Origin of the sequence: Halovenus rubra, assembly GCF_026586665.1 — an archaeon.
GTDB lineage: Archaea > Halobacteriota > Halobacteria > Halobacteriales > Haloarculaceae > Halovenus > Halovenus rubra.
The window spans coordinates 79,382-97,808 of record NZ_JAODIY010000004.1; the positions used below are offsets into that span (position 1 = coordinate 79,382).

The following is an 18,427-nucleotide window of genomic DNA, read 5'->3' on the forward strand; positions in this document are numbered from 1 at the left end:
AGGGGGAACAACCGCGGAGTATGGCATCACAAGATCTCGAAGAGTTGCCGGGCGTCGGTCCGGCGACAGCGGAGAAGCTTCAAGATAATGGATTTGACGATTTCCAGGGTATCGCGGTCGCCAGTCCCGGCGAACTATCGAATACGGCAGATATTGGTGAATCAAGTGCAGCCGATATCATCAGCGCTGCGCGGGATGCGGCTGACATCGGTGGGTTCGAAAGCGGCGCCACAGTACTGGAACGACGCGAGAAGATTGGGAAACTCACGTGGGGCGTTGAGGAAGTCGACGAACTACTCGGTGGCGGCGTCGAAACCCAGTCTATCACCGAAGTCTACGGTGAGTTCGGTGCCGGCAAATCACAGGTCACCCATCAACTCGCTGTCAACGTTCAGCTTCCAACCGAACACGGTGGACTTGAAGGTAGCGCTATCTTTGTCGACTCTGAGGACACATTCCGTCCGGAACGTATCGAAGATATGGTCCACGGGCTAGACGACGACATTATCGAGGACACGATGGTCCTCCATGATGTTGCCGACGAAGACGGCGCTGATGCAGGCGATGACGCTCTCCTTGATGCTTTGCTGGAGGCTGTCCTCGATAAGATCCACGTTGCAAAAGCGTTCAACTCGAACCACCAGATTTTGCTTGCCGAGAAGGCCCAAGAAATTGCAGGTGAAAGCCAAGACGACGAGTTCCCCGTCAGACTGCTTTGTGTCGACTCTTTGACTGCCCACTTCCGAGCCGAGTACGTAGGCCGTGGTGAACTTGCAGAACGCCAACAGAAACTCAACAAACATCTCCACGACCTCATGCGCGTGGGTGACCTCAACAACACTGCCGTTATTGTCACCAACCAAGTTGCAGCCAATCCGGATTCTTACTTTGGCGACCCGACTCAACCAATCGGTGGCAACATTCTCGGACACACCTCGACGTTCCGCATCTATCTGCGCAAATCAAAAGGGGATAAACGGATTGTCCGTCTTGTCGACGCGCCAAACCTTGCAGATGGTGAGTCTGTCATGCGTGTGACCGGCGACGGGCTCGACCCCGAGTAACGGACACCTTCGACTCTCGCAGCGGTTCACCATTTCGGAGACAAACCCCTCGAAGTAGTTGGCTCGTCGTTAAGTCACCTAAAACGCTTTTCTCGAATTACGGTGTGTGCGTCATACGCACAGATAACAGGCACACTGTGTGGTGTCTTTTATGTCTCACCGTTCATCGCGTCGAACAGGCGTTCACGGAGTTCGGCGCGTGTTAGGCCTTCTCCGGGACCGAGGCCTTTCATATGCTCGATTGAACACTGGCCGCCGCCCATACGAGCGTGGCCGCCACCACCAGACATTGGGATATCCTCAAGGACAGCTTCGAGTACCTGTCCCATATGGACACGATCGTCGTCAGAGCGCCCGGCAAGCCGAATCTTCTCACCGTTGTCTCCAAGAACAATAACAGCATTGATGCCTTCAAGCCGACGGAGCTCATCGGCTGCCTGTGGAATCGAGTCACTGTTCGAGACAGCTCCGACATCGCTGATGGCAAACGCCGACCGAATCTCACGCTCGTTGATGGCCTGTGCCTTCACATCGAGTGACTCTGGGTCCATCTCTGGGTTGGCAATTCGGTCGAGTTTTTCGTTGTCGATACCCGGGTAGAGAAATGACGCCGCAAAGAAATCCTCGGCAGCACACCCGTTTGTCAGTTGACTCGTATCAGACTGCACTCCATAGAGTAGACCAGTCGCAGTTGTCGGTGATATCGTTTCGGCTGGCAGATCCACGTCGCCACTGTCATCGATGTTGTCGGGGCTGATTGGTTCCCAACCGAGGTCTTCGAAATACTCGGTCAAAATACTTGCACAGGAGCCATACTCGGTTCGAACGTCAGTGAACTTCTGTCCTGTCCCGCCGCCAGGGTGGTGATCAACGACAGCAACGGGATCAATCTCTTCTGACCCGTGGAACTCTCTGGGTTCATTATGATCGACAAGAATCGCTGTTTGTTCCTCGATATCACCGACGTTCTCGATTTGCTTGAATCCTGCGTCGAGAACCGTCTCAAAGGCACGGTTTTCGTGATGTCGTATTTCGCCTGGATAGTACAGCGTGGTTTCGGTATTTCGGTCCGTTGCAATCTCGGCTACTGCGAGCGCGCACGCCATCGCATCCGGATCTGGATCTGGATGCATCAGGACTGCAACCGAATCATACGACCCAAGCAACCGTGCAAACCGGTGTCCGCTTCCCAAGGTAACACCTCTGAGGAGGTATCCACCACCAGCCACGAGGACAACAAGGAGGACCGCAAGACCGATTACTAAGAGCGGCTCGTCGGCGAGGGACGACGCGAGCGCGTCGATTCCATCCCCGATTGTAGCGAGTCTGCCCATACGCCTACCGGTCCGGCCGGATACAAATGCGTACTGCTTTTTGGCCACATACGCTTGCTTATCTCTTCTCGGAAGCTGGTACTACTCACTCTGAGAAGTGGGATACTCCATGATTGCTTTCTGGTATCCCTCTCGGAACGTGGGATAGACAAGCTCGTATCCAAGCGACTGGAGTTTGTCGTTTCTGCAGCGCTTATCGGCCCGAATTCGACGTTTAGCCCCGGCTGATTCTACTTCTGCGAGGCGCTCTGACTTCGTCTGTTTTGATGGCGTCTGTCTATTGCACTCTGTTGCAAGCCAGTCTGCCAACTCCCATTTTGAAACTGGCTCATTGTCCACCACAAGGACAACTTCACCGCGCGCGCAGTCCTCAGAGACAATGTGGCCAACTGCGCCGGCAGCGTCGTCGCGATGTATCATATTCAAAATCCCGTCGGTAACTGGGCCCTCAAGATACCGTTCCAACCGGTAGCGGTCCGGGCCATACAGTCCAGAAAAGCGTGCAACTGTCCCATCGATATCATACTCAGCTGCGCCGTCAATCGCGACGGTTTCCGCGTCGACGAGTGCTTGTTCCCGCTCGCTTTCAGGCTCAAGCGGCGTCTCTTCGTCGACCCAACTCTCCCCATGGTCGCCGTAGACGCCAGTGCTGGAGGTGTAAATGTACCGCTCCGGCGGATTCTCGCGGCTCCCAAAGTGATTGAGTACTTGCTTTTGTCCCGCGACGTATATCTCCCGAGCTGTCGTCGAACTGCTTCTCCCCGCACTCGCAGCGAAGACAACAATATCTGCGTCCGGTATTGTTGTGAGTGTCTCCTCATCTGTAAGGTCACCCTGTACCGGCTCAATACCTGCAGACTCCATCGCGCTGACACCTTTCTTAGACCGTCGAAGACCGACCACGCGCTCGATGCCTGCTGACTGGAGTTGCTTCCCGAGTTCGAGGCCAACATAGCCACAGCCAAGGATGGCAACTGTCGTCATTGCTTGCTCTGTTCGATGTAGTTATGTAACAGTGCATACTCGTCGAGGGTCATCGGGAAGCGGCCCTCGGCTTTCTGTTGAATCTCTTTGGGATCCATCGCGTCATCGATACCTGAGGCAATGGCCTCGACATCGAGGACTGCCATCGACATTCCCATCAGGAGGAGATCCCGTGCTTCTGCAACGATACTGTCTGGATCTGGCAACCTGTCGTCGAGTGCGAGAATCGCTGCTGCTGTCTCGAGTGTCAGCTCCGGTGACTCACCATCGACAAGTGCTGTGAGCGCCGCATCATCAATGTCTACCTCTGAAGTGACGGTATTCTCTCCGACTTCCTCGATAGTTGTAATGAGGCGGTCGTCGTATGCGGCCCGAAGTGCTTCTGGTGACAGTTCGCCAGCCTGTTCAAACGTCCCTCTAAGCATACTCCCATTTGGTGTCCGAGATATAAGCCCCTGGGCTTTCGAAGCCGTGGTCAGACGATAGTCCCGACACAAAGATACGAGCAGAGATAGATACCTGTTGCCGAAAGCAGCCCACGACCGACACGATACCCGATCAATGCGTGGTCGAACCCACGGACTAACCCAACAGACAGAACCGTCAAAATAACCGCGAGCAGGAGTACGTAGATTCCTACAGGACCACCAAGCCAGCTAAACGATTGCCCGCCACCCAACAGTGCCGTCCCGCTACTGATCCCGTCTGCGAGAGCGACAGTTGAACCAGCCACCATCGGGCCGAACAGTGTCGCAGTGTTGGTCAGCGTTCGACAGACGGAGAGGAGTTGTTGGCGTGCCTCCCGTTCGATTTGTTGGAGGTCATCGACGTGTTCTGCTAGGGACAGTAGCGCAGCCCCCGCGGGGCGCCCCTCTCGTGCAGCCAGTGAGAGTAGCGCAACACTCCCACGGACACGCGGGCTTGGCACGTTTTCCAAAACGCCGTGGCGGCCGAGAAATGCTTCGTGAACGCCGATCTGGAGCTGTCGCTGTTGTCTCACACCGTCGGCAAGGACCGTTCCCATTGGTCCGTTGAGTTCGTTGGCCGCCTTCTCAATAGCAGTCTCTACAGCATGCCCGTTCGCGACGCGTCGTCCCACGAGTTCAAGCGCATCAGAGAGGCTGGCTTCGACTGTCCGGATGCGGTCATAGACGGAAACTATTGGACGGGTGGCGAGCAGGAGTACCGTACCGGTACCGAAGCCGGCAGCCGCAACCGGCGGGCCCCATTGTGGAATAAATAGGGCAGTACCGAACCAACTGGCGACTGCGACTATCCCACCACAGAGGAGAGCGAAAACGCGCTTGTCGGCAACCTTGGGATGAGTATATGTTACTTCTGGCGGGGGAAACGCGACCGGTCGTCGAACGAGCACCCAAATTGAGGCTGCTGTGAGAGAAAGTGGGAGACAGATGTTGTAGAGAACAATAACAACTCCCGGTGTAACGACGATACCAGCGGCACCGGCAGCGGGAAGGAGTGCAACCAGTGCTGTCGGCAAAAGAACACCGAAGGCGTACAGCGCCGTCACTGGACCGCGAATCCGTGCCCCAAATGTTTGAAGCGTTTCACTGACTCCATCGAGAACTACGGACAGCGACCGGTTGAGGAGTCGATGTCTGTCTGCCGAGGGTGTCCGTCCTGCGACGACAAGGAGTGTAACCGACCGACGAAGCGATGGGAACAGATCACTCCATGTGTCACCGAAGGCAATGAGTCCAGATTGACCGCTGTTTCGTGTTGCCCGCACATGAGTTTCGAGGCTCCGTGCAAGGGCGCTATCGCTCGTTCGTGCCACAAATGTGGCTGCCCGTTCGGGTGCTGGCGTGAGACGCATGCGTAACACGGCCCGTGCAATGAGGTCGGGTGCTGCACCCAGTGCACTCGTCCGTCGGGCCGTCGCGATGAGGCAAGGGGTGACGTGTATTACGTGTGCAACACCAAGCGTGAGCGCTACTGATAGCAGTACGACGCCGACACGTAACTGTGGGGAAACAAGTGGCGTTATGAGAGCGGTACCACCGCCAACGACAGCTCCTGCCCCGTATCCTGACCGGACGAACAGCGAAGGATTGACGGTCCAATCAAGAAACGCTAGGGCATCCCGAAGTTCAGAACTAACATCGACGTGCCAGGGATAAAGACACGCAAACACCGAGATGAGTCTGAGAGACACGTTCATCAGTTTCGCTCTGTCTGTGAGTCGGTAACTGCATCACCTGTTGTTGCACCCTGTGCAGCCATTCCAGCAAGGAGCGTTTGTCTATCCGCCAGAACAGCCCTGAGGTCATCATACGACTCGTCTGGTGCCGTAAGATTTCTGACTAACTGGCTGTTTCCACGGTCGACAACACCAGTTGAGTGGAGACCATTCTCACTTTGCTCGTAAAGAGTCCTGAATGCACCTTGTTCTCCGTCTTGTACCTCCTCGATGGTTTTTACTCGCCGTTTGCCTGATGTCGTCGATTCAAGCGAAACCACGAGGTCGGTTACACCGAACGAACTTGGCGAGACTCCAAGATCAGACACAACTCGCTCGTAGACTGCGTCTCCACCGTCTCCGTGGATGGTACCGAGGACTGCCTCACTATTTGCGCCGACACGCATTGCTTCGTACAATACTTTTGCTTCTTCTCCCCTGACTTCACCGACGGCGAGAGCCCCGTCCCCAAGTCTGAGAGCTGTTCTGAGCGCCGCTGCCGGTGTTAGTTCTTCTCCCGAGCTACTTGCAAGCAGTGCCTGTACGTCACGTCCTCCGTTTTGCAGCGCTGATACAGGCAGCTCGGGTGTGTCTTCGATTATAACTGTTCTGACCTCTGGTGGCAGCTCCCAGAGCAACGCGCCAAGCATCGTTGTTTTGCCAGTCCCACGTGGTCCGACAATAAGTACTGCACTGCCCCGCTCGACCGCAACCGAGAGCAGCGCTGCAGGGCTTGGTGGAATCGTATTGTTCTTGACGAGGGCAGGGAGTGTCCAGCTCTTTTTGGCCTGAGCGCGGAATGCAAAGGCAATGCCGTCGCTTGGCGGCTCGGTCACACCGGCAACCCGAAGCTGTCGACCACCAATCTCAGCTGTCGCATCAAGTGTCGGGTCAGCACGCGAGAATGCACGCCCGCTTTCGCGCCGAAAGCGCGATGCAAGCGCTGTAATACCGTTCTCGGTGACTGTCAGGTTTGTAATGAACGTTTCGCTGTCAGTTGTTACGCGTAAACGGTTCTCGGCGGCTGGTGCGGTTATAAACGCATCTGTTACTGCTTGGTCGGTAAACAGATCTTCTAACAATCCATATCCGCGTGTGTGCTTGCGGAGGACACGAGCTGTTTTCTTGGTCCACGTTGGGCGCTGTTTGTTCGTTCTGTACCTGTCAGTGATGACTGCCCTGATGGCTCTAGCTGGAGCTCGTTTACCACCCTCAACTGTCCCACTTGCGAGGCGCCTGTATGCCTCTGCGAGTGTCGACAGTGCTTCCGGTGGGAGTGTGTGTTCGATAGGGCTGAGATAGTATCTTGGCGAGCCAGTTGCCTGGTTGTATGTCCGAACTGTCCCGCCTGTTTCGAGTTCCTTCACCCCTCTCAGAGTGGCCTCCGGTGGGGGTGTGGCATCAACACGCCAGTGACTCAGCGTTGGTTTCACTGACGGCGCAAGCGCAGTTTCGTACTTGTTTGCGGTCGCTGCTACCTCCGCAAGGCCAGTTTCGGCGGCAAGGTCTCCGACTGTGTCTGCCCGGCCGGTCGCTTCACGGCAAGCCCCAAGTGGGTCTCTGCGTGCTTGTTCGGCGAGCCGCTCGTCGTGGAACGTAACACGCTCGACGAACCGCCCGGCTGCGACGAGCAGTGCCGTGGCGCGATCTCCGTAACGACGCTCGACGCCGTCTGATTCTGTCCGTACGACGGTAACATCCCGTGTTGTCAGTGCGTTGATTGCTGTCTCTCGACAATCAGCACACGCTTCTAGTGTCCCGTTGTGTGGACAGTCTGTTGCATCAATAACAAGTGCTTCCTCGTCGAATGTAGTCTGACACCTACACTTTCCTGCGTCTACTTTGTGGCTAAAAAGTGACTGGAGGCGAGCTATGCTCGGAACTGTGATATCAGTCATAGTCTCTGCTGGTCAGATATCCCTACTTAAATGTTCGCTCGAGCGTGAATGCAATCAAATTACCATCTCAGAGTGCTGGAAACGAACCTGAGACATATCTCTCGTCCCAGCGTAACTTGTCTAAAGTAACTGTCTGAATCGGCTAAGCGTTCCTTCGTCTGCGTTCGTCTCTTCTGAAACAAGCGGGTCCTCCTCGTTGAGTTGGCGTGTGGTGGTGTTCTCAAACGGTTCGTTTCCTGTTTTGTGACCTTCTGTCTCTGATTTGTCAATACTACTCTCCGCTGTTCCGTGGTCGGAGGTAGGTTCGCCACGTCCACACACGTGACAGTGATTGGTTTCTATTTGCTCCGAGCGTTTCGTGTCGGTCTGACCGTTGCCTGCCTCGGGCCGACGCTGATTACCTGAATCCGTGTGCGGAGCGTGACTCCGCGATTCTGGGCGGCTATGGCGATTACCAGCGTTGTGCTGATCTGTCGGATGTGTCTCTTCTATGTCGGCAGGCTGCCTACGTGCATGTCTACTACCGTTTTGTTCGCTTCCATCAGCAAGCCACCCGCTGTTTCCCTTGTGGGTATTTGTCTCCGTCTCGTCATCCGGGGCGACGGTTGATTCAAGCGACTCAACCTTCGCCAGTGCAGTTTCGGCTCTGTTTTCGACTTCTTCGTTGACCGCCCGGATATTTCCGACATAGCCACGAAGCGCCTGTGTCGCTGCTTTGAGCTCTGCAACTTGCTCTTTGAGCTCATTTTGCTGTTCCTCTAACTGGCTAACCCTGTCGCGGATCTCACCCTCATCCGCAAGGCCCGAAAGGTCGTACTCCCCGTCAGTTACTGCTCGTTCGACTGCCTCGACTCGTTCGGTGAGCGCGTCGTCCATACGCGCACTGTCCTCGGTTTCCTATTTGAACATACGGAGCACACCATTGAGAGCACCGTTATCTGCGCTCTGTGGGCTGGGTAGTGCTATGGCCTCCAGTAGTGGGGCCGGTGACAGGACATCTCGACAAAAACAAGCCGGTCAGCCAAAGATGCCGAAGACACCATCGTCTTTATCATCGGTTTCCTCCTCGTCGCTCTCTTCGTCTGCCTTTTCGGCGTCGGCTTCGTCGATGAACCACTCTTCTTCGAACACATCCTCGAGCTCATCGGAATCGGCGCCCTCGAAGAAGATTTGTTCGAGTTCCTCGGTTAGCTGAGTATAGGCATCTGAAGCGTCACTTTCAGGATAATTAAAGACATGAGGTTCATTCCGCGTTGCTTCGAGATCGACTGGAATGACCCCAAGCAATGGGTCGTCAAACTGTTCAGCAATCGACGGGACATCTGCTTTGCGGGTGACACGGGTAACGAGGGTGCCGAGAACGCGACCATCAACACGCTTGGCGAGGTCTGCTGTCTTGCTGGTATCGTTGATCGCAACGTCATCAGGCGTTGTTACGAGCAAGATTCCGTCGGCAAGCCCAAGCGGAACAGTCGTCTCGTGACTGAGTCCCGCGCCGGTATCAACGAGAACCACATCGTACGTGCTCTTGAGGGTTCTGATAACTTTACGGAGTTTTGCTGGGTCTGCTTCGGCAAACGCTTCGAGACTCTGCTCGCCAGGAATTATTGTCAATCCACTTGACGTTTCTGTTAATGCTGCACTTACTGTCTCCTCTCCAGCGAGTACATCATGAATAGTCGTATCGTGACCTGTACCGAGCATCTCTCCGAGGTTTGCCATACCGATGTCTGCATCGACAACGACCGTTTCGTACTCGTGGTTTTCGAGTACGGCACCGATATTAATTGCTGTCGTGGTCTTACCCACTCCACCCTTCCCGCCTGCAACCGTCAGGACGTATCCTGGCATCGTTTTGTTACCTTCTCTAATACACCCCCGAGACATAAACCCCTGTCCTCCACGCCGGGTGAGGTCAACAATTACTTACAGATGACTCACGAATTGACGGTAATGAGTGAGTCCGAGCAAGCCCAGACTGATAAACAAAAATACGAGTACCAGAAAGTTATCGAGGAACTCAAAGAGTACGAGGGGTCCGGCACTCAACTCGTCACAATTTATGTGCCCCCGGATCGATTGATTAGCGACGTTGTCGCGCACGTCACTCAGGAACACTCGGAAGCAAGCAACATTAAATCGAAACAGACGCGTACGAACGTTCAGGACGCGCTAAAAAGCATCAAAGACCGCCTGAAATACTACGACCAACAACCCCCCGAGAACGGGATGGTGCTGTTCTCGGGAGCCGTCGACAGCGGTGGCGGCCGGACAGAAATGGTCACGGAAGTTCTGGAAAACCCCCCGGACCCGGTTCAGTCGTTCAACTACCACTGCGATTCGAATTTCCTGACCGAGCCCTTAGCGCATATGCTTACAGACAAGGGTTTGTTCGGTCTGATTGTGCTTGACCGACGCGAGGCGAACGTCGGTTGGCTCCGTGGCAAACGCGTCGAGGCCGTCAAGTCGGCGTCCTCGCTTGTCCCCGGCAAGCAACGGAAGGGTGGCCAGTCAGCCCAGCGGTTCGCACGTCTGCGGCTTGAAGCTATTGACAACTTCTATCAGGAGGTTGCAGGAATGGCTGATGACCTGTTCGTTCCCAAACGCCACGACATGAACGGCATCCTCGTTGGTGGTCCATCTCCGACAAAAGACGAATTTATCGATGGTGATTACCTCCACCACGAACTCGGAGATATGGTGTTGGACAAGTTTGATGTGGCCTACACCGACGAGTCGGGGCTTCACGACCTTGTCGACTCCGCTGAAGAGGTTCTCGCAGAACACGAGGTCCTCCAAGACAAGCAGGTAATGGAAGAGTTCTTCGAGGAGTTACACGATGGCCAACGAGCGACCTACGGGTTCGAACCAACTCGTGAGAACCTTATCATGGGGTCAGTCGACCGTCTCCTCATCAGCGAAGACCTGCGCAAAGATGTGCTCGTCTACGAGAGTGAAGATCGCGAATATGTCGAGTTCGTCGATACGAACGCACAGCCAGATGAAATCGACTGTGCCGAGACTGGTGAGACAATCACGGAGTGGGAGCGCGAAGATGCAATCGACCACCTCATTAACATTGCTGAACAGCGTGGCACTGAGACGCTGTTTGTCTCGACAGACTTCGAGAAAGGCGAACAACTCCTCAACGCTTTCGGTGGTGTCGCTGGGCTTCTCCGGTACTCGACGGGCGTCTAATGACTGATATTTCTCTTTAGAGCAGCTGTTCGAGTTGTGTTCTTCGACCCGTGAGGTCGAGATCTGTTTCGATACTTTCGTCGCGGTCGAGTCTGTCGAGGACGAGAAGCGGGTCTGTTCCTGCGCGTTCGACGGCTTCGAGCAACGCTGCTATCTCTGAACGATAGAGAGCGAGGTTTGACAGCAACCCGACCAACAGCGCCAGTGGGAGTGCAGCGTCGGGGGCTGTCGGAAACGCCTCACCGACACGGTCAAAATCGGGAGTCTCTGCCGGTGGGTCAGTGACTGCTTCGAACGAGAGACAGTGTGGACAGAGACCAGCCCCCGGTTCGGAACCGGGTAGATGGTCACGGTACTCGGGTGGGACGGTGAATGCGACCAGTTCAACAGTACAATCTGGACACTCCATAGGTTCGGGTTCGGGTGTGGCCGGCAAAACAGTTCACGTCTCCAGTACCGAGACGTTCGTTACAGCTTAGCATGCCAGAGGCAAACGACTTTATCAATATAGAACTATTACTGGTTCAATGGAGCCGGGGATACACATTCTTCATGTCGACGACGATCCCAGTATTTTGGATATCACAGCAGAGTTGTTGAGTGACATAGATGATACATTTGAAATAACCAGCGCGACGGGGCCTGACGAAGCTCTCGATATACTCGAAGAGACTGCCATCGACTGTATTGTCTCGGACTATGATATGGGGAAACGAGACGGCATCGAGTTTCTCGAAGTAGTTCGGGACCGCTACCAGAAATTACCATTTATTCTCTTCACCGGGAAAGGGTCAGAAGAGGTCGCAAGCGAGGCAATCAGTGCTGGTGTTACTGATTATCTCCAGAAGAAAGGCACAGTCGACCAGTATACGCTGCTGGCCAACAGAATTAACAACGCAATAAACGCAAGAGAGGCAAGCCGGAACTCCAAACGCCGGATGCGAGAGTTCGAGACGCTCATCACGAGCGCCCCAGTTCCGATGGCAGTCGTCAATGAGAGTGGGGATGTCTTGTACCTCAATGGGAGTGCACAAAACACACTGTGTGTCGATGGACCAAGGACGGACACTAACCTGTCTTTTCTTGAATTTGTTCACCCCGAAGACCGGGCGGCCCGGCGTGACAGTATCGAACGTGCAGCTGATACCCGCGAGGCGACGCAAACACGGGAATTTCGTCTCTTAACGCGGGATGGCGACGAGCGAATCGTGATGGGAAGTGTTGTTCCGTCAGCGTTTGACGGGCAATCGGTCGCACAGCTCGTGTTCACTGACGTGACCGCCCAGCGCGAGCGGGAAGCCGAACTTCGTGAACTGAACCAGTTTCGGGAAGCGATAATCCAGAACGCGAGCGTTTGGATATCAGTACTCGATAATAACGGCGAAGTAGTTGTCTGGAACCAGGCTGCAGGTAACATTTCGGGATACGACACAAACGAGATGATTGGAAGAGACGACTGGGCGGAACTGCTCTATCCGGACGAACAACAGCGTGAGGCCGTCTTTGAAGACAGTCGTGAGGCTCTTCAGCGTAATGAGACCATCGAAGGGTACGAGTCGGTAATCACACGGGCAGATGGTGAGAGGCGACGAATCTACTGGGATGCCCATCCGTTGACCGATGTCAGCGAGGAATTCAGCGGTGTGTTAAGTGTGGGCTGGGATGTCACGGAAACACACGAACAGAGCAACCAACTCAAGTTGCTCCATGAACGGACCAGACAGTTAGTAAACGCGAGAAATCGCGAAACAGTCGCCGAAATGACTGCAACCGCGGCGAAAGATATTCTTGGTTATGAGTATGTCACGGTACGGCTGGTCAACGCTGAGGAAGACATCTTAGAACCAGTTGCCACAACTAAGGATCTCGCAGAGAGAACGGATGCGTGCCCTGCCTACCCACTTGACGGCGACAGCCCACATGCTGACGCCCTTGATACAGGGAACGTCGTCTCAGTCGCCGATGTCAGTGAATCTGGGGCGGTAAGAGATGGTGGCCCAGCCCATTCAGAAATGTATCTTCCGATTGGCGAGTATGGCGTCATGACAGTTTCCGATACCGCTGTTGGAGCGTTCGACCAGTCGGATACCGAACTTGCGACGGTACTTGCTGCAAATGTCGAAGCGATACTTGACAGACTGGACCGTCAGCAGAGATTGAGTCCCATCGAAGAACGAATGGAGACATTCCTCGCAGAGACGACTGACATTATTACACTGCTTGATGATGACGGGACGATACTGTACCAGAACCCAGCTACGACCGAAATATTGGGTTATCAACCAACAGCAGTACAAGGTGACTCCTTGTTCGAATACGTTCATCCCGAGGACTGTAAGAGAGTACGCTCGGAGCTGCTAGGGGCTGTACAACGTGGTGCCACAGGAAAACGGACCGACAAGTTCCGCCTTCGACACGCTGAGGGATCGTGGATCTCAGTAGAGGCACAGACCCATCTAGAAAAGCAGCCAGACCTCGATGGGTACGTTGCCACTATTCGAGAGATAAGCGAACAAGAGAGACAGACAGTAGACGGCGATAACGAGCGGTTCTCGGCCCTATTCGAAAACTTCCCTGAGCCAACAGTCTCATTCCGGTACGAAGATGATATCCCGCTTATCCAGTCGGTTAACACTGAATTTGAGGCGGTGTTTGGGTTTGACGCCGAAGCCGTCACAGGAGAACCAATTGATGACTTGATTGTTCCAGTTGATAAACAATCAGAGGCGAAACAACTCGATGAACGCGTCCAGCAAGGGGAACTAATTGACGATGAGGTTCGACGAAAGACAACCGACGGCGTCCGAACATTCAAATTTCGGAATATTCCATACAAAGGAGACGCTGCTATCGATGGATTTGGTGTGTACAACAACATCAACGAGCGTGTCAAACACGAGCGCGAACTGACACGACAGAATGAACGTCTTGACGAGTTCGCGGGAATTATCGCCCACGACCTGCGAAACCCTCTCAATGTGGCACAGCTGCGCGCGGAGCTCTTGGCAGAGAATATCGAGAGTGATCACCTGACGGCAGTTCGTGACGCACACGAGCGTATGGAGACGCTTCTCAATGAGACGTTGCTCTTAGCTCGGCAGGGTAAGACGGTTGCAGACCGCGAGCCAGTCCATGTTGGGCCTGTCCTCTCGGACTGTCACGAGATGGTCGGCACTGATGACTCCACGGTAGCGGTCGACGCTGATATCCAAATTCACTGTGACAAAGAACGAATCAAACAGTTGTTCGAGAATCTCATCAAGAATGCCATCGAACACGGGAATGAGGATGTGACAATTCGTGTCGGCAAAGCCGACGGGAACACCCTGTACGTCGAAGATGACGGTCCCGGAATTCCGGAAGACAGCAGGGAATCCGTGCTTGAACCCGGATATACGACCGGCGAAGACGGAATCGGCATGGGACTTGCAATTGTCAGCAGTATTGTCGAAGCACATGGGTGGGAACTAACTGTCACAGAGAGTGAAAACGGCGGAGCAAGATTCGAAATTGAGGGTGTTCACATCAATGACAGTCGGTGAGAAGATTGTTGCTGGTTCTTTGATGAATGCAACAGTAACGACTTTTCACCGCTCTAGTGAGACGGAGACCAAACTGCCATCACCGGTTTCAGGGTCTGATTGCCTCGAAAATGACGTTATCGACGTGGGGTTTGATTTTGTGGAATGTGTCCTCACTCCGGACGGTCCAGGCCAGGACATCTCGTCCTCGCTTTTTACTTCGATTGAACGGAGGTGAAGGGAGGAAATTACAGCCGTAGCCGACGAAATCGGGGCGGGTGTACGCGCTCGGTACTAGATGAGTCAGAATCTTTCGCGTCAGGAATCCACTCCCAAGCGAAAGCGGTGCAAGCTGGCCACGGGGCCAATCTGTCCGATGTCGGCGGAGCCACCATACGACTAGTGGATTAAACGACTGAATAGCGAAGTCTCCCTCGTAGGAATCAAGACAGTCGACAACTGACCGCTCGAGCTTTCCGGGTGTATGAAAGTTTTTCAGTTCGATGAGAAGCGGAACCTGTCCGTCGATGGTATCGAGGACTGCTTCGAGGCGCGGAACGGTCTCGTTGGTTCCTTTGAGCGTACAGTCTGCAATGTCTGCCCAGTGGTTATCGCTAATTGCACCAGTCTTGTCAGTCAGTCGGTCGAGTTTTCGGTCGTGGAAGACAACCGGGACTCCGTCAGCTGTAACACGTACGTCTAACTCGGCCGGATACCCCGCATCAACCGCGTTCTGGAACGCAGGAAGCGAATTCTCCGGCACTCGGTCTGAGTGCAACCCGCGATGGGCAATTGGTCGCTCTCTTAGCCAATCCATTCGAAACGTATCCGGAAGGACAAACGCCACCTACCTGTAAGTAACGGAACGAAGATACGCTGTAAACATGTAACAAGGAGAGGTTTGGCGGCTAATTTTGCAGGAACATCGTTTCGTGGGTTGGTAAAAAGGGGCATAGTAATGTCCTTTTTGTTATATTTTATTTTGGTTGTATTTCTGTGTCGACACTTCTTTGACACGGAAGTGACCGGTTGTTGCTCACTTGGCTCCGTCTGTGGGTTACCTGTTCGGTACTGATTTTGGGTTTCGTTGTCTTCTCATGGTTCGCCAGAACTCCCTCACCACCAGTAACGCTGTTAGGCGCTCGGTACGTTAGGCACGTTGCGGAGATACTCCACATATGGACGAACACACGCGCGATAACTCGGTTGGCCCGCCGGCCGAGGGAAACCCGACGGGATGGGACAGTAAAACCCAGAAATGGAAACACGCAACGCTGCGCCGGGCAGTGATTCATGGCGGATACAGCGCGGAAACCCACCCGTTCACGGGTGGGGGGAAGCGCGTAAGCTCTATATCTTTAACCACCAGCCACGACAAGGCCAACTCCCAATCGTTTTCAACCTCAGTGTTTACATATGATATATGGAGAAGCGGCGAACTGTCCCCGTGAAACTTGACGTGGACAGTGACGACACTGTACTTCTCCGAGACACCGTAGACGAGTTTCTATGGGCGGCTGACTACGTGACACGCCACGCCTTCGAGGGCGAATACGTCACCACGAGTAAGACAACGCTTCACGACGACACCTACGACGACGTGCGAAACGAGACGAGGTTACACAGCAATCACGTCCAAGCCGCCCGCAACAAGGCCGCCGACGCCTGCAAGAGCGTGGTCGAAAAGTGGAAACAAGGCAAGAAGGCGTCTATGCCGCACTTCACCAGTCCCCACCTTGTATACGACCACCGTACCGCTACCTTCCACGACAAGTATGTGTCGCTGGCAACAGTTGATGGTCGTATTGAAGTTGACTACGTGCTTCCCGACAACGAGCGAGACACGCCCCACGCAGAATACTTCTTCTCGGACGAATACGAGACGACAGGGGCGGAGCTACACTACAGCAACGGCAACTGGATGCTTCACGCCCACTGCAAGAAGGATGTGGAGTCTGACACGCCGGAACAGGCAACACCCGAGAACGGAATGGTTCTCGGGGTTGACCTCGGCGTGAACAATCTTGCAGTTGCCTCAACTGGCACGTTCTGGACTGGCGATGAGTTCGACCACTGGCGGCGGGAATACGAGAACCGGCGTGGCGACCTACAAGAGTGCGGCACACGGTGGGCACACGAAAACACCAAGTATGTCGGTCGAAAAGAAGAGGGTCGGTTCAAGATGACGCTTCACCGTATCTCGAACGAGTTGGTAGCTGAAGCCCGTAACCACGATTGTTCGGTGATATCGTTCGAGGACTTGACGGATATTCGTGAACGCACTGGCGCGTCGTGGGGACACAAGTGGGCGTTCAACCGCCTGTACGCATACGTCGAATACAAAGCCGAATCGTGCGGTATCGACGTAGAACAGGTTGACCCTGAGAACACGTCTCGGCGGTGTTCACATTGTGGGTTCACGCACCCGGACAATCGTGAAAACGACTCTTTCGAGTGCCTGAAATGCGAGTACGAGAACCACGCCGACTACAACGCCGCGAAAAATATTGGACTGCGGTATCTCCGCCGGAACCAAACTGGCTCCGGTGGAGGCGCACCCGTAGGCGTGCGCTTGAACAGCGGGACGTTGAACGTGAACGGAGAGTATGAACCTCCTGCCGATGAGTCGGTCAGAGCGGGAGTCCACGCTGAAAGCCCACCCCTTTAGGGGTGGGTTAGCTTACGAATCGCATGATTGCTTTGAAACGGAGTGGTATAATTACGGGAGCGGAACCACCGAAAGCGCATTTGCCCACGGAATGGTACAAGTTGCGGCGGGTGCGTACAAGCACTTCGACTTTCAGAATGACGATGGAATGGAGAGTCTCTTCGAGACAGCGTTACAGTACCTCCACAGCATTCCAAATGATTTCTATGGCGTCGATATTTTGGACATCAAAACAACAATCACGAACGCCATCGAGGACCCAACTGCGATAGACGGCTGGCAAATCGTTCTGGACGGAATACAACCAAAAGCCCGACCAGTGGAATATGCCTACATCGAATCACTCGATTGATATCCTCAGCATATGGTAAATAAACCAACTTTGATTACCTCCCGTATCGAAGTCCATGTGGGACCATGGATATCGTTGATATCGCGACAACCGAGTACGTTGATGTTGATGCTGACGAACGCCTCGGAAAAATCCGGTCTATTTTCGAGCGCGAGAACCCAAAAGGAATAGTAGTCACTGAGGACGGTGAATACGAGGGAATCGTTAATCAGCGCCAGCTCGTCCAGTCACACGTTGAGGACGAAGCAAAGGTGCGAGGACTCGTTCGGTCAGCGCCCAAAGTCGAACGAAGCGAGGACGTTCGCGAAGTTGCCCGTGTACTCGTCGAGAGCAACGCGAAAATTGCACCGGTGTTCGAGGGAGACAATCTTTGGGGAGTCGTCACTGAAGATTCAATTCTCGGCACGGTGCTTGAGAACCTCGATACGTTGACTATCGGCGACATCTACACGGAGGATGTGATTACAGTCACCGAAGAAACCAAGATTGGTCGGGTGATCAACCTACTCCGGGAACACGGTGTTTCTCGCCTCCCTGTACTCGACGAGGCGGGCCACATCACGGGGATGGTCACGACACACGATATTGCTGATTTCGCTGTCCGGGACATGGAGCGCCAGCAGAAGGGTGACCGGTCCGGTGACCACGACCGCATTCTTGACATCCCAGTGTACGATATCATGACCAGCCCCGTTGCGACGACAACCATCGACGACTCAGTCGATACTGCTGTCGCACGGATGCTCGATGATGACTACGCTGGCCTCGTCGTTACTCCCGAAGATGACGACCGGCGCGTCTCTGGTATCATTACCAAAACAGACGTGCTTCGTGCGCTGACGTACACAGAACAGGACCACATGGACGTTCAGATTACCAACATCCACCTCATCGAGACGCTGACGCGGGATACCATTCGTCAGCGCATTGGTGACGTGGCCGAAAAATACCAGAAAATGCAGGTCCAGCATGCACACGTCCGCTTTCACAAACACAAAGAAACAAAGCGTGGAACACCACTCATCCAGTGTCAGATTCGCCTGCGGACAAACCGTGGACAGGTCGCTGGCTCCGGCGAAGGATACGGAGCGGACAATGGCTTCCGGGTCGCAATCGACAAGCTAGAGCGACGTGTCCTCGAACTCAAGGGAGTCCAAGCTGACGAAGAATACCGTGGCCAGCTCTTGCGTAAACTCGGCGAACTCTAG

The 18,427-nt window shown here is 54.3% G+C and carries 15 protein-coding genes; 6 read left to right on the forward strand and 9 right to left on the reverse strand.

Annotated features, from left to right (window positions below; translation table 11 throughout):
- The first annotated feature begins 20 nt into the window (after positions 1–20).
- Complete coding sequence (radA, locus tag N5098_RS02695) at positions 21–1,064, forward strand: DNA repair and recombination protein RadA (RefSeq protein ID WP_267636158.1); 1,044 nt, start codon at positions 21–23, stop codon at positions 1,062–1,064.
- 149 nt (positions 1,065–1,213) lie between these two features.
- Here the strand turns inward: radA and N5098_RS02700 are convergent, their stop codons facing one another.
- From N5098_RS02700 to N5098_RS02730, 7 genes are all read right to left on the reverse strand, one after another.
- Positions 1,214–2,398, reverse strand: coding sequence for a DHH family phosphoesterase (locus N5098_RS02700; protein WP_267636159.1), 1,185 nt, complete (start codon positions 2,396–2,398; stop codon positions 1,214–1,216).
- Positions 2,399–2,479: 81 nt separating this feature from the next.
- A complete protein-coding gene (locus tag N5098_RS02705; RefSeq protein ID WP_267636160.1) occupies positions 2,480–3,382 on the reverse strand; it encodes an NAD-dependent epimerase/dehydratase family protein in 903 nt (300 codons plus the stop codon).
- A complete protein-coding gene (locus N5098_RS02710; protein ID WP_267636161.1) occupies positions 3,379–3,807 on the reverse strand; it encodes a DUF5791 family protein in 429 nt (142 codons plus the stop codon). The genes N5098_RS02705 and N5098_RS02710 overlap by 4 nt, the downstream gene beginning before the upstream one ends.
- A 50-nt stretch (positions 3,808–3,857) precedes the next feature.
- The gene (locus N5098_RS02715) at positions 3,858–5,564 is read right to left on the reverse strand and encodes a type II secretion system F family protein (protein ID WP_267636162.1); all 1,707 of its coding nucleotides are present in this window, start codon (positions 5,562–5,564) and stop codon (positions 3,858–3,860) included.
- Positions 5,564–7,480: an ATPase, T2SS/T4P/T4SS family gene (locus tag N5098_RS02720; protein ID WP_267636163.1), complete on the reverse strand. Its 1,917-nt coding sequence runs from the start codon at positions 7,478–7,480 to the stop codon at positions 5,564–5,566. Before N5098_RS02720 ends, N5098_RS02715 begins: the two co-directional genes overlap by 1 nt.
- Before the next feature lie 120 nt (positions 7,481–7,600).
- Positions 7,601–8,356 (reverse strand): DUF7310 family coiled-coil domain-containing protein, encoded by a 756-nt coding sequence (locus N5098_RS02725; protein ID WP_267636164.1) that lies wholly within the window; start codon positions 8,354–8,356, stop codon positions 7,601–7,603.
- A gap of 141 nt (positions 8,357–8,497) precedes the next feature.
- Complete coding sequence (locus N5098_RS02730) at positions 8,498–9,331, reverse strand: MinD/ParA family ATP-binding protein (RefSeq protein ID WP_267636165.1); 834 nt, start codon at positions 9,329–9,331, stop codon at positions 8,498–8,500.
- 102 nt (positions 9,332–9,433) lie between these two features.
- On the opposite strand from N5098_RS02730, the gene prf1 reads away from it, so the two are divergent.
- Complete coding sequence (gene prf1, locus N5098_RS02735) at positions 9,434–10,678, forward strand: peptide chain release factor aRF-1 (RefSeq protein WP_267636166.1); 1,245 nt, start codon at positions 9,434–9,436, stop codon at positions 10,676–10,678.
- 16 nt (positions 10,679–10,694) lie between these two features.
- On the opposite strand, the gene N5098_RS02740 is transcribed toward prf1, so the two are convergent.
- On the reverse strand, positions 10,695–11,087 hold the full coding sequence (locus tag N5098_RS02740; RefSeq protein WP_267636167.1) for a DUF6276 family protein: 393 nt from the start codon (positions 11,085–11,087) through the stop codon (positions 10,695–10,697).
- A 118-nt stretch (positions 11,088–11,205) separates the two neighbouring features.
- On the opposite strand from N5098_RS02740, the gene N5098_RS02745 reads away from it, so the two are divergent.
- Positions 11,206–14,220, forward strand: coding sequence for a PAS domain S-box protein (locus tag N5098_RS02745; RefSeq protein WP_267636168.1), 3,015 nt, complete (start codon positions 11,206–11,208; stop codon positions 14,218–14,220).
- 88 nt (positions 14,221–14,308) lie between these two features.
- Here the strand turns inward: N5098_RS02745 and N5098_RS02750 are convergent, their stop codons facing one another.
- Positions 14,309–15,016: a glycerophosphodiester phosphodiesterase family protein gene (locus N5098_RS02750; RefSeq protein WP_267636169.1), complete on the reverse strand. Its 708-nt coding sequence runs from the start codon at positions 15,014–15,016 to the stop codon at positions 14,309–14,311.
- Positions 15,017–15,622: 606 nt separating this feature from the next.
- On the opposite strand from N5098_RS02750, the gene N5098_RS02760 reads away from it, so the two are divergent.
- From N5098_RS02760 to N5098_RS02770, 3 genes are all read left to right on the forward strand, one after another.
- Complete coding sequence (locus N5098_RS02760; protein WP_267636170.1) at positions 15,623–16,867, forward strand: RNA-guided endonuclease InsQ/TnpB family protein; 1,245 nt, start codon at positions 15,623–15,625, stop codon at positions 16,865–16,867.
- Positions 16,821–17,219 (forward strand): DUF309 domain-containing protein, encoded by a 399-nt coding sequence (locus N5098_RS02765; protein WP_267636171.1) that lies wholly within the window; start codon positions 16,821–16,823, stop codon positions 17,217–17,219. Before N5098_RS02760 ends, N5098_RS02765 begins: the two co-directional genes overlap by 47 nt.
- A 65-nt stretch (positions 17,220–17,284) precedes the next feature.
- Positions 17,285–18,427, forward strand: a complete 1,143-nt coding sequence (locus tag N5098_RS02770; protein ID WP_267636172.1) for a CBS domain-containing protein — start codon at positions 17,285–17,287, stop codon at positions 18,425–18,427.